Annotated in this window: 7 protein-coding genes, 1 tRNA gene and 1 pseudogene; 4 read left to right on the forward strand and 5 right to left on the reverse strand. The window is 69.5% G+C overall.

The window, feature by feature from the left end; translation table 11 throughout:
- The first annotated feature begins 282 nt into the window (after positions 1-282).
- From FB157_RS05170 to FB157_RS05180, 3 genes are all read left to right on the forward strand, one after another.
- The gene (locus tag FB157_RS05170) at positions 283-2748 is read left to right on the forward strand and encodes an AAA family ATPase (RefSeq protein WP_145876383.1); all 2466 of its coding nucleotides are present in this window, start codon (positions 283-285) and stop codon (positions 2746-2748) included.
- On the forward strand, positions 2748-3116 hold the full coding sequence (locus tag FB157_RS05175) for a hypothetical protein (RefSeq protein ID WP_145876384.1): 369 nt from the start codon (positions 2748-2750) through the stop codon (positions 3114-3116). The genes FB157_RS05170 and FB157_RS05175 overlap by 1 nt, the downstream gene beginning before the upstream one ends.
- 100 nt (positions 3117-3216) lie before the next feature.
- Entirely contained in the window at positions 3217-6615 is a 3399-nt protein-coding gene (locus tag FB157_RS05180; protein WP_186581349.1) for an AAA family ATPase, read from the forward strand.
- Positions 6616-7165: 550 nt separating this feature from the next.
- On the opposite strand, the gene FB157_RS05185 is transcribed toward FB157_RS05180, so the two are convergent.
- Both FB157_RS05185 and FB157_RS05190 read right to left on the reverse strand, forming a co-directional pair.
- Positions 7166-7771: a hypothetical protein gene (locus FB157_RS05185; RefSeq protein ID WP_145876388.1), complete on the reverse strand. Its 606-nt coding sequence runs from the start codon at positions 7769-7771 to the stop codon at positions 7166-7168.
- Positions 7772-8073: 302 nt separating this feature from the next.
- Positions 8074-8610 (reverse strand): hypothetical protein, encoded by a 537-nt coding sequence (locus FB157_RS05190; protein ID WP_145876390.1) that lies wholly within the window; start codon positions 8608-8610, stop codon positions 8074-8076.
- A gap of 560 nt (positions 8611-9170) precedes the next feature.
- Between FB157_RS05190 and FB157_RS48220 the strand changes: the two are divergent.
- Positions 9171-9341 (forward strand): annotated as a pseudogene (locus FB157_RS48220) (oxidoreductase); the annotation flags it as partial.
- A 59-nt stretch (positions 9342-9400) separates the two neighbouring features.
- Here FB157_RS48220 and FB157_RS05200 read toward each other — a convergent pair.
- The 3 genes from FB157_RS05200 to FB157_RS05210 form a co-directional block, all read right to left on the reverse strand.
- A tRNA-Arg gene (locus FB157_RS05200) sits at positions 9401-9473 on the reverse strand.
- A gap of 87 nt (positions 9474-9560) precedes the next feature.
- Positions 9561-11201, reverse strand: a complete 1641-nt coding sequence (locus FB157_RS05205) for a glutamate--tRNA ligase (RefSeq protein ID WP_145876392.1) — start codon at positions 11199-11201, stop codon at positions 9561-9563.
- Between the two features lie 147 nt (positions 11202-11348).
- Complete coding sequence (locus FB157_RS05210) at positions 11349-12962, reverse strand: IclR family transcriptional regulator C-terminal domain-containing protein (RefSeq protein WP_145876394.1); 1614 nt, start codon at positions 12960-12962, stop codon at positions 11349-11351.
- Positions 12963-13128: the final 166 nt, after the last annotated feature.

The following is a 13128-nucleotide window of genomic DNA, read 5'->3' on the forward strand; positions in this document are numbered from 1 at the left end:
CGGGCCAGTCGGATAGTGAACGGTTAACACATTACTGCAGTCGTCAAGCCTGTGAAGCTGATTGACGGTGCTTTCAGTGTTGTGCTTATCTGGTTACGCTTCCGAATGGAAGCATGCGCCGTGACTCCGCAACCGCACCGTGAAGCGTCCTGGCGCCGTACCGCGCCACGCATCCGATCTCTCCCGGTCCCTTTTTGTTGCAACGCCACACCTCGGGGCCATCCACTCCGCGTCCATTCCGCACCGCAGTCGCCACCCACCGCACACACGGGAGGAACCCGCATGACCGTGACGGAACAGCCCCGGCAGAACGCACACCACCCCACCGACCCCGCCCGTCCGGTCCCGGCCGACCAGCCCGTGAGCGTGGCCGGTCTGGTGGAGGCCCGCCTGGCTGAGGAGGCGCTCACCGAGCCCGTGAAGGTGCTCCTGAAGGAGGCCCTGGGTGACGGAGAGCCCCGGGGGACCTCCTCTGTCGGCCGGATCTACCTCGAATCCGTCGCCGTCGCCCGGTTCCGTGGCATCGGACCGCGCGCCTGGCTCAAGCTCAGCCCCAGACCCGGCGTGAACCTGGTCGTGGGTCGCAACGGCTCCGGCAAGTCCAGCATCGCCGAGGCCATCGAGACAGCCTTCACCGGCGTGAACATGCGCTGGCAGGGGCAGCACGCGATGCGCAGCAGCAACTGGCGCAACCTCCACGACACCGACGGCAGGCCGGAGATCGAGGTCAAGCTCGCCGTCGCGGGCGACACCGGCCGCAGCACCCTCACCCGCACCTGGGAGGGCGACGACTTCGACGCCTCCCAGGCCGAGCTCAAGCGACCCGGGCACGACCGCGCCCCCCTCGACCAGGCGGACTGGAAGCAGGCCCTGCGGGACTTCCGGCCCTTCCTGTCGTACGTCGACCTCGACCGCATGATCAGTGGCAAGCCCTCCGAGATGTACGACGCCATCGCCACCATCCTCGGCCTGGGGCAGCTCAGCGCCGCCGACGGCCGGCTCCGCCAGGAGGCCAAGGCGCTCGAAGACGCGGACAAGGCGGCGAAGGCGGAGCTGCCGGGCCTCAAGGACGCGCTGTACGAGTTGGAGGACGACGACCGGGCGGTCCAGGCACTCGTCGCCGTCGACACGGCGGGAACCCCTGACTTCGCGACCGTCGAAGCCCTGGTCGCCGGTCTGCCCACCGACACGGACGATGGCCTGCTCTCCGGGCTGCGCGCCGAGGCCGACGTGCAGGGACCCGAGATGGCGCAGGTCCACGCGGCCCTGGACCGCCTGCGCAATGCTCTCGCCGATGCCGAGGACCTGCGCGGCACCGGCGCCGAGGACGCCCTGCGGCGTGCGGAACTCCTCGAACGGGCTGTGGCGCACCACGACCGTCACCCCGACGCGGCCGCCTGCCCCGTGTGCGGGACCGACGGGATGCTGGACGCGGCATGGGCCGCGGACGCCATCGCCCAGATCGCCGCACTGCGGCAGGAGGCGGAGGCAGCCGCGGGCGCGCGCAGCGAACTCCGGTCGGCCGCGCGGGCCGTGCAGGACCTCGTCCACACGCCCCGACAGATCCCCGCCGCCCTGGCCGACCCGTGGCGCGCCTGGACCGCCTGCCGGACGATCAGTGATCCCGGCGAGCTCGCCCAGCGCGCCCACGAGGCCGCCGCGACCCTGGCCGATGCCTGCGCCGCGGTCAAGGAGAACGCCGTCAGGGAACTGGAGAAGCGGGACGAACGCTGGCGCGGGCTCGTCACCCGCCTGGCGGGCTGGGCGGAGAGGGCCCGTGCCGTGGAGGCGAACAAACCCCGGTTGCGGGACATCAGGAAGGCGAGCACCTGGATCAAGGCGCTGGCCGCCGAGTTGCGGGAACAGCGGATGGAAGGCTTCGCCGACCAGTCGCAGCGCATCTGGGAGCGGCTCCGCCAGGAGAGCAACATCGACCTCAAGGCCGTGAGCCTGAAGGGCAGCGAGAAGGCCAACGTCCGCAAGCTCGTCATGGACGTCACCGTCGACGGCCATGAGGCCTCGGCTCTCAGCGTCATGAGCCAGGGCGAGCAGCACTCCCTCGCGCTGTCCCTGTTCCTGCCTCGGGCCGCCACCGCCGACAGCCCGTTCGGCTTCATCGTCATCGATGATCCCGTGCAGTCCATGGACCCCGCCAAGGTCAACGGACTCGCCCAGGTCCTGCACGAGCTCGGCGAGCACCGGCAGGTCGTCGTCTTCACCCACGACACCCGGCTCCAGCGGGCGTTCACCAGCCAGGATCTGCCCGTGACGGTGTTCGAGGTCGAGCGGGCCAAGTCGTCCAAGGTGAAGGTCAAGCCGGTGACAGACCCGGTACGGCAGGCACTCGACGACGCGCGGGCCCTCGCCAGTACCAGTGGCCTGCCGTCGGCGGCACGGACCCACGTGCTGCCCAGCCTGTGCCGTATCGCCCTGGAGAACGCCTTCCTCGAAGCCGCCTGGATCCGGCATCACCGCTCCGGCGCGCCCGAGGACGAGCTGCAGGCCGCCGTCGGCAGCGCCGACAAGCTCATGAAGGTCGCGGCACTGGCCCTGTTCGGCGACGCCGGCCGGACCGGCGACGTCTACCGGGAACTGCGCACCCTTTGCGGACCGCGTGCGGTGGACCTCCTCAAGGAGTGCCAGAACGGCGCCCACGCCAGGGGAGCGCAGATCACCGACCCCCACCGCTTCGTTGACGACATCGAGATCATGGCGCAGAAGGTGCGCAAGCCGGGGGTGACTGCGTGATGAGCACTCCCACCACCTCGGTCGAGGAGCTCCTGCTGACGGCGGATCAGCTGCTTGCCGCCCGTACGGGCGCCACGACCGCCGGCCGACACCGCGGAGCCTCCCTCGCTCTGCGGACCGCCCTGGAGCTCTCCATCGACCGCGTGCTCGACGCCGCGGTGCCGGGGCTCGCCGACACCACGACGCGGGCCAAGATGCTGTGCCTCCACTGCTACACCGCGGCGGAGACCGCTCGCCGCACCAACGCCGTCTGGTCGCACCTCTGCCTGGGATGCCACTACCACCAGTACGAGATCGGCCCCACGCACGACCAGGTTCGCGCCTGGCGGACGGAGGTCGGCGAGCTGGTCGGGAGGTTGACCATCTGACTGTTTGTTACCAGCAGGTCTCTGATAGTTATTTCGACGGGGCCGGGCGTATGCCCGTCGCAGCGTCCTCCGGGGTGCTGCAAGGGGAGGGGATATGTACATGGGCACCACCACGCGCGAAGAGATCATCGCCCTCGAGCAGAAGGCGGTGGATCGTGCCTACGACTGCTATGCCGCGCGGCTGGCCGAAATGACCGGGGGCTCGGTCGCCTTGGCCTCCGCCAGCGGCAAGGACAGCGTCGCCAACCGGATCGTGGCCGAGGAGCGGGCCGCGGCATACGACGGACTCGGCAACGAGTCGCTGGTCATCGGCCGCGTCGACGCACCGGACGAGGACGAGCCCGGCAGGGGGCCCAAGACCTGGTACGTCGGCCGACGTGCCGTTTCTGACGTCCGTACCCGCGACACCATCGTCGTACTGTGGACCAGTCGGCTGGCCAAGAAGTGGTTCGAGGCGCTGCCCGATGCCCCGGGCGAGGTGCTCCTGCGGCGGCGACTGCGCTGTGTACAGCGTGTCGTCGAGGACTATTTCGACGAGATCACTGCCACCGCCCCCGTCCCGCAGCCACGGCCGGCGGCAGACGACGCCCAGCGGGAGGCCCAGCCCGCGGAGCCGGCCACCGTCACGCAGAAGGAGGGAGCACCGAGCCCGCCCGTCCCCACACCCGCCGACATCGCCCGCGTCCAGCGACAGAAGCCGCTGCAGCCCGACGACTTCCTCCTGCGTGAGCTTCAGCGCTCGCGCAGCGGCAGCATGCGGGACATCGTCGAGACCATCCGCCGAGACCAGATGGCCCTGGTCACCGGCTCGCCCTCGGACATCCTCGTGGTGCAGGGCGGCCCGGGTACCGGCAAGTCGGCGGTCGGTCTGCACCGCGTGACCTGGCTCGTCAACAACGGGCACTTCAAAGCCCAGGACGTCCTCGTCGTCGGCCCCCACCAGCGGTTCCTGGACTACGTGAGCCAGGTGCTGCCCACGCTCGGCACCCGGAACGTCAACGCCGTGCAGGTGACCCGTCTGTGGGACGGCGAGGTCCTCGGCACCGACACCCCCCAGGCGCGGGTGGTGAAGTCCGACGAGCGTATGGCGGCCGTCCTGCGGCGGCGCGTCGAGATCGAGTGCCGTCCCGAGGCCGTCGACGAGTTCACCACCATTGCCTCTTACGAGGGAGCCAAGCCTGAGCTCACCGTCACCGTCGGCAGCACGACCCTGCGTGTCCCGCGCTCCGAAATGCTTTCGCTCCTCGAAGACGTGCGCCAAGGCGACGGCTCCTACCGTGAGCGCCGCGACCGCTTCCGCGGGCTGCTCGTCGACCGCCTGCTGCGGGAACTCGTCGCCGTCGCCCCTCGCCGCAGCCGCGACGACACGATCCGCCGCGACCTGGAACGCAACCGTCAGGTTGAGCGCCTCATCGAACGTGTCTGGCCTTCGCCCGGCGCCAGGGAAGCCCTCCGCACCCTCTACGACTCGGAAGACCTCCTGCGCACCTGCGCCGAGGGCATTCTCGACGCCTCAGAGCAGGCCGCTCTGCGCCGTCCTCGGGCCGACACGGCCGACGCCGATCCCTGGACGCTCGACGACCGGGTCTGCCTCGAAGAACTGCGGTATCTCATCACCGGGGAGACCCCGCAGCGGTACGGGCACATCGTGGTCGACGAGGCGCAGGACCTGACACCCATGCAGGCCCGCTCCCTGCGCCGGCGCTCCGCCGCGCAGGGCTCCATGACCATCCTCGGTGACCTCGCCCAGGCCACCGGCCCCCACACCCACACCGACTGGGACCGCCTCGGCACCCTCCTGTCCGACCACGGCGACTGGCGCGTGGCCGAGCTGAACACCAGCTACCGCGTGCCCGCCGAGATCATGGAGTTCGTCGCCCCCCTGGCCCGTACCGTCGCCCCCACGCTGCCGTACCCGCAGGCCGTGCGTGCGGCGGGAGAAGACGCCGTACGGACGGTCGCGACCGAGCCGTGGAAACTCCTCGGCGACACCGTGGCCCAAGCCACCCGCCTCATCGGCACCAGCGACGGACACACCTTGCGCTCCGTGGCGGTCATCGTCCCCGACGACTCCGGCTGGCTCGACGAGATCAGCCGCCAGCTGGACCTGGCCGAGGGCATCACCGAGCAGGGACGCGAGGCGGTGTCCGTGCTGGCCGCCGCCCAGGCCAAGGGCATGGAGTACGACCACGTCCTCGTCGTCGAACCCGCCACCATCGCCGACCGGGGCCCGGCCGGCCTGCGCCAGCTGTACGTCGCGCTCACCCGCAGCACCCAGAGCTTGACCGTCCTGCACACGTCCCCGCTCCCGGAGGCCCTCACGAACACCGACGGCCGCAGTACCGAACCAGCACCTGCCGAAGGCGAACCAGGCATGGCAGACGCTGACGTCCCCGACATCGGTACGGACGTCCGAGTCCGCGTGACCGGCCGGACACCCGGTGGCTGGTACAGGGTCAAGGCCCTGTCTCCCGCGATCGACGTCCCTCTGGTCCTGACCGTCCGCCACGGCTCGGTGCCCCCGCGCCCCGGCGACGAACTGGACTGCTGGGTGTTCGCCCACGAGACGAACCACTGCCTGCTCACCGCGGACCAGCGTGGCCGCCAGCCCATCTCTCCCACCATGGCGGATCGCTATGTGGCGGCGCTCGGCGTCTTCGACGACCTGACCAACGGTGACGGAACCATTCCGGAGAACGCCCGTGATCGTCTGTCCGAGCTCAAGGGCATGGCCAACCGCGTTCTTCGCCGTGACCAGGCGGACTGGGTGGACGTGCGTCGTGTGCTCGGATCCCCGGACAAGCACCGCCTCAGCCTCCTGCGCGACCTGGCGGCGCACACCAACCGCATGCTCAAGGACAACAACCTGGACCTGAACCGACTCCAGGCGGACCTGGCACGCGCCGACTGGGCCCAAGCCCTGAACGCGGCCCGAGAGGCGCTCCAGCACCGCCGGGCCGCCCAGGGCGAACCGGAAACCGAGAGTGCGCCCACCTCCGTCGAACAGCCGTCCGAGCAGAAGGAAGCAGAGCCCGTGACCTCCGAAGGCATGCCCGCCACGCCGGCGCCCGCCACGCCCGCCAAGGGACTTCTGCAGTCGCTGGAGACCACGGCGGCCGCCGACCGCGCGTGCAAGAAGCACGAGGCGGTGCGCCATGCTCTCAAGGCGGCTCTGCTCTGGGCGGACCTGCAGCCGACCGACTCCCCGGTCATCGATGTCAGCCGCACCGCGGAAGACGGCCACTTCCTCTACGAGGTCCTCGGTGCCGGCCGCTCCACCTACGCCGACCTCCGCTCGGGAGCCACCCGCCTCCTGGAGATCAACCACACCCTGCCCGCTCCTGCCGACCGCCTCTACCTGGTGCTCTCCGAACCGCCCGCCGAGGACTGGTCGGCCGACACCGTGTTCGGTGTCTTCGGGGTTCAGGTCCTGTGGCGCACCCCCGACAGTTGGGGCGGCCACGACGCGGAAACCGCCCTGGGCTCCGGAGAGGCGTAACCACTTTCGACAGAAGCGCGATTCTTCCGTGCTCGCTCGGGCGCTCCTTGGGTGCCTGAAGCGGAGCCAGAGCCCGATGGCCCGGAGAAGACCGGGCCGGAGTCCGTGCCGGATGATGCTTGTCCGCTGGAGAGATATCGGGGATCAACTCTCCGTCCGCTCACGCAAACGGCCCCGGACGAGGAGTCCGAGGCCGAGTAGGAGCCCTCCCTGGGGGACAAACCCCAGGTCGGAGCGGCAATGCATGGTGCCCCCGGCAGGATTCGAATCTGCGACACCCGCTTTAGGAGTTCGATCCGAGTTTGCTCCAGCAGCTGTCGTCGACTGGTGCGACGGCTGGACAGATACGTTGGTGTACGCCTCCGTCCGGCGTCGTTGATGTCAGCTGTGGATGTCAGAAGCCGTCTGCTCAGTAGCTAGAAGGGCCGGCTGGCATGCGTCGACGGCACCTGCTGGCCATCCCTCTCGAAGCCGGTAGTCGGCAGGTCTGCTCTGAACCTGCCGTCCCCACTTCGCGTCGGCATGCCGATGTGACTCCGTCGTGGACGTCTCATCCGTCCTCGAAACTAGCGGAAACTGCCTCTAGTTCTGCACGCGCCGTCATGGCCTCATCAATCCGGCGTGAGATTTCGTCCACGACCTGGAGGTGTTCCTTCTTCTTGCGTGAACCACTGGCAAGCATGGCAATAGCCCAAGTGATGTACCAGAACTTAACCCGCTCATACTGCTTCACACGTCGATCGCACAGAGTGACTGCATCCGCAATGCGGGAGCGAACGGAAGCAACGTCATTGCCCAGCGCGTGATACGTTGCGGCCGAGAGCACAGCTAGCCGACATGCATCAGCCGTCGCCTCAAGGGCTGCCACTGGGTGGCGGACGCGATGCACGGTCCTGCGACGAGTGCTCATGAGGACTTTCGAGCGGGCGGTGTAGGCGGCCTCAAGCAGGGGGAGTGCTGCCTGTAACTTCTGCTTCTGAGCGTCGCCGCTGCGGTCTCGTGCTTCGCGTAACAGCCGCGCAGCTGCTTCTGCGTTGACATCGCTGATCACATTTAGAGCCCCGATGACCTGCTCTTCTGTGATGAGATCGCACAAAGATTTGAATGCTGTCCCTGCCCTGAAGGCATCCTTGAGGACTAACCATTCGATAGCCATGGCGACAGTCTGGCAGGCAACATCCAATGGAGGACAGTCCTGTCCTGTAAGTCAATGACTGAGTCAGCCGATGGTATGCCGCCCATCAGCCAAGACGGCGCAGTGGGCCCGATGCGGGCTTTGAGGTCTGGCCTCATCCTTATCAGGTCGATCACAGGGTATCGGCGCCATCGGGCAACGCGTCCCAGAGCAGGGCAAGCCGTTCGCCTCGATGCGTCTTAGATCGCTGACGTTCGCCTCTGTTGGTGTCAAGCATTGGTGTCAGGAACTAGGGCCGCCCTTGACGGCCTCGGCTCATCGCACTACCGCCCAGGTTGGCTGCGAACGACAGCGCTTGCCAACACGCGAGCAGAGGACGGAAGCTGAACGCTCGGAAAACGGCCGGTTCGTCGTCCTCGCTGAAACCACGCGTCGAACTCTTGGCTCACTTGCTTCGACGTCAGCAACACAACCACAGCCATCGAACGGGTCCTGCCACCTTCCAACGTGGTCACCTTGAACCACCCACCTGCGTCCAAGGTCAGCTTCTCCTTCGGCCAGATCTCGCTGCCGTTGGGAATGCGGTGAACGATCCACAATTCATGATCTTGAGGTAGGTCAAGGACTCTGCCTTTGACATGGATCTCAGTGTCGAAGCCATCGCCCTCGATCGGGCTGGTGAGCCAGGCCCGGCTCCCTTGTCCCGATCCTGCCTGAGCTTCGCGTCTTACTCGCCGCCGTTGCGGATAGGACAGTAACCGAGCCAAGAGTTCTTGTCCGCCACGGGTACACGCAACACAGGCGGACACGAGGATGGTGCTCAACGCACCACCCAATGCCCCTATCAGCATATTGATCATCTTTATAGGCTGCGCACCGGCGTGATCGTCGCTGCACGCCTCCCCCTCACCCGAGGAGACTAGGCGCCGGACGGCATCTCTCACGGGTTCCTTGCGTTTTCGTGATTTTTGCTTGGATTGGTGTGCAGCGAAGCCTCCCCGTGCACAGCCTCAACCCACCACTCCGCCCAGCTCCCGTCCCGTCCGCCGTCGACCCACACACCGTGGAGCGGGCGTGGTTCCTGGCGTCCAGGTGGAGCGCGCCACTGTACGAACGACCTGGACGCCATGGGCCGCGTCTGCTCGGCTCTGCCTGGGTCGATGGCGTACGGGATGGGAGCACCCCACGCACGCCACAACGGACCCGCGGGCGGCAACGGCGCCCCCTCCATCCCGGTGCCGGCCGATCCCCCGCCGGAGGCAGGAGCGCAGGCCCGGCCGGGGGCCCGGCCGGGCGGGGCAAGCCGCCTTGGACTAGTAGAGAAAATTGTGACTCACGCTGCTGGACGGGGGTTGAAGTCGTAGGCGCAGGCTGGGAGTTCGGTGGCCTCACGGTGGGCGAGCGGCAGGTAGGTCACCGGGCGGCCGGAGTCGCGCCCCGAGTGGTGATGGAGATCCTCGGGCACTCCCAGATCAGCATCACCATGGACGTGTACACGCACGTCGTCCAGGACACCCAGCGCGAAGCCATGAGCCACATGGATCGGCTGCTCGGAGGCGCGCCCCCGGTCGTCAGTGACCACCCGTGTTGATGTCAAAACTGGATGTCAAAGGCCCCGGACCATGATCGGTCCGGGGCCTTTTTCCCTTGTGCCCCCGGCAGGATTCGAACCTGCGACACCCGCTTTAGGAGAGCGGTGCTCTATCCCCTGAGCTACGAAGGCGAGGATCTGCACCGACAGTGTAGCGGCTGCCGTCGTGGGAGGTTCGAGCGTTTGCGGTGGCCGGCGGGTGGGAGTGGTCGGGGAGGGCTACTCGGCCAGTGCGGACACGCGGCGGAGTACCTCGTCGCGGCCCAGCGTGCGGGCCACGGCGAAGAGGTCCGGGCTGCGGGTCGAGCCGGTCAGGGCCACCCGGATCAGCTGGGAGGCCTCGCGGATCGAGCCGGGGTAGGCGTCCGGGTTCTTCTTGTGCTCCTTGGGCGAGGGGGCGAAGCCGTGCTTGGCGGCGAGCGTCCGGATCTGGTCGAACCAGGCCTGGGGATCGTCCAGTTCCGCGTACTGCGCCGCGAAGTCCCGCGCGAAGGTGCGGGTCAGGTCCTCGTCGAGGCCGCCGAGACGCTCGTCCCCGGCGGCGACGAGCGTGAACAGCTGCGGGAAGAAGAAACCGTAGGCCTCGCGGAAGTCCGACCACTTGCGGAGATCCTTGCGGGGGTTGTCCACGCCCACCCGCTCCACGTCCACGGCCGCCAGCGCGAGCGCCCGCTCGGTGTCCAGCACCGGCACGAGGCCGGGGTCGTGGGACAGGGCCCACTCGCGTACGGCGGTAAGGATCTGCTCGCTGCTCAGCGTGGCGATGTGGTCCGCGCTGATGCCCTCCAGCTTCACCAGGTCGACCAGCGGACCCGCCACCCCGCAGTCCTCGAGCCTGATGGGCTCCTGAAGGGCCTGGGCGAGGGGGAGTTCGGCCAGCCGGCCGTTCGCCAGACCGCGGAGGTAGTGGAGCACCGGCTCGGCGGGGTAGCCCTCGCCGAGGTAGAAGTCGACCGTGGACTCGGGGTCCTTGCGCTTGGAGAGCTTCCGCTTGCCGCCCTTGATCTGCTTCATCAGCGGCGCGATGTGCGCGTACACGGGCGGTTCGAAGCCGAGCGCCTCGAAGAGCTGGAGGTGCACGGGAACGGAGGAGATCCACTCCTCGCCCCGGATGACGAGGTTGACCCGCATCAGGTGGTCGTCCACGACGTGCGCGAAGTGGTAGGTGGGCAACCGCACCGCGCTGTCGGAGGACTTGAGGATCACCACGTCGTTGCGGTTGTCCTCGTGCTCCAGGCGTCCGCGGATGGCGTCCGTGAAGGACCGGCGGGCACCGCGCAGGGCGGGCGAGCGGAAACGCACCACGTAGGGCGCGCCCTCGGCGAGCCTGGCCGCGACCTCGCCGGAGTCGGCGTCCCGCCAGATCGCCCAGTCGCCGTAGTAGCCCGTCGGCACCTTGGCGTCCTCCTGCCGCTGCCGGATGCCGGCCAGCTCCTCCTGGGTCGCGAAGCAGAGGTAGGCCTGTCCGGTCCGCAGCAGCGCACGCACGTAGCTGAGGTAGATCTCCTGGCGTGCCGACTGGAGGTAGGGGCCGTAGTCGCCGACGGCCGTGGCGTTGTCGGCGGGCAGGGCGAAGTAGTCGAACGCCCGGTTGAACTGCTCGATCGCGCCCTCGACCTGGCGCGACTGGTCGGTGTCCTCGATGCGGAGCAGGTACGTGCCACCGGTGCGGTGCGCGACGGCCTGGTTGATCAGGCCCGCGTAGATCCCGCCGATGTGGACGAAGCCGGTCGGCGACGGCGCCAGCCGGGTGACCTGCGCGCCGGCGGGCAGGTCGCGGGCCGGGTAGCGCTGCTCCCAGTGCGCGGGCTCCGGAAGGTCCGCGGGGAACAGTGCGTCGATGGTGCTGGCGTCGAGCATGGAGGGTCTCGGTTTCCGAACTGGAAGGGGCGTGGAAAGGGTGCAATAGGGGCGTAGAAGGGGCGTAGAAGGTGTTTGTCCAGGTTACCAACGGGCCTGTTCGGCCTTCGGCGGGGTTGATGCGGGCCGGGGGCGTCGGGCCGGTGCTCAGGCCGGCGGGACCCGCGTGAAGCGGGAGGCGGTGCGCAGGTCCGTCCGGATGCGGTCGGCGGTCGCGCGGAGGGCGGGGAGGAGGTCGTCGACGCACTCCTCGAGGGTGCGGCGGGCCGGATGAGTGGCCACGTTCACCGCGGCGACCGCCCGGCCCGTGCGGTCCCGTACGGGTACGGCCAACGACCGCAGGCCTGACTCCAGCTCCTCGTCGACGAGTGCGTAGCCCTGCGCGCGGACCTCGGCGAGGGCGGGGGACAGGGGCTCGGCGCCGTCCGCGAGGAGGACGCGGCCCAGGGAGGTCGACGCGGCCGGCAGCCGCGCGCCCACCGTGATGTCCACGGTCAGCACCCGGTTCGCGCCCGCCCCGGCCGTGTACTGGATCTCCGCCTCCGCGCCCGGCACCAGGACCGCCAGTGCCGTCGGCTCGTGCAACCGGCCGGTGAGGGCCCGCAGATGGGGCTCGGCGAGGCGGGGGAGCGTGGTGCGGGACAGCGGCGGGAAGCCCAGGTCAAGAACGCGGGGCGTGAGGGTGAAGGCGCGGTCGGCGCCCGCGGCCACCAGGCCCAGGTGCTCGTACGTGATCAGCGCCCGCCGGGCCGTGGCGCGCGTCAGGCCGGTCGCCCGCGCCACCTCGGTCAGCGGCAGCGCGGAGCGGTCCGCGCCGAACGCGGTCAGCACGGTCAGGCCCCGGGCCAGGGACTCGACGAACTCCCGGCCCAGTTCGTGCTTGGACGCCGTCGTCCAGGTCGCCAGGCCCGAGGGCGGCGGGCCGGGCTGCGGCCGCGGTGCCTCGCGCAGGTCGGCCTCCATCGCCGCCACCGCCGTACGCAGCCGGGGGAGCAGGGAGGTGCGCAGGCCGGCCGCCGAGTGGCGGCTGGTGTGGCTGACCACGCTCGCCACGCACGCCACCCGGCCGGTGTCCGGCTCCCGTACCGGTACGGACACCGCGACCAGGCCTGGTTCGATCAGCTGGTCGTCCAGTGCCCAGCCGTGCCGGCGGGCCCGTTCCGCCCGCCGTTCGAAGTCGTCCGCTGCGGATGCCGGCCGGGGCGGTACGGCGGGGAAGGAGGTGTCCTTGGGGTCCTCGGCCCGCCGGGCCCGCCACCGCTGCCAGTCCGCGTCCGTCCAGTCGGCCGCGAACAGCGGTCCGGGCGCGGTGCGTTCGGCCGGCAGCAGGTCGCCGATGCGGAAGCTCACGGACATCGCGCGGCGGCGGGTGGCCTGGTGGATGAAGCGGATGCCGTCCAGGTCGGCCACCGCGAGCGACACCGACTCGTCCAGTTCGTCGGCCAGGGCGTCCGCGCGCGCGCCGAGCAGCGCGGGCAGGCGCAGGGCGGCCAGGTAGGCGTTGCCCAGCTCCATCACACGGGGGGCGAGGACGACGTCCCGGCCGTCGAGGCGGACGTACCCGATGCGGGCCAGGGTGGCGGTGATCCGGTCGACCGTGGACCGGGCGAGCCCGGTGGCCCGCTCCAGCGCGCTCGGGCTCAGCGTGCCGCCCGCCTCGGTCAGCCGTCGCAGCACGGCGATCCCGCGGATCAACGGCGCGACCGCCTCGGCCGGCACCCCGGCGCGGGCCTCGGCATCCAGTGCGGTGTTCGCGGGCATCAACTCTCCGATACGGCATCCAGGCACGCCTACGGTAGACCCGCCCGCGCTGCGGCCGCCCCGCCTGTGCCCGGTCCCGCTAGGGGGTTTCGTTCGGTTCAGCCCGGGTCCGCGACGGCCGGCACGGCACCTCGCCGCGTTGTCGGACCACCCGGGTACGCCCAGT

This window comes from Streptomyces sp. BK340 (assembly GCF_007827595.1).
Lineage (GTDB): Bacteria > Actinomycetota > Actinomycetes > Streptomycetales > Streptomycetaceae > Streptomyces.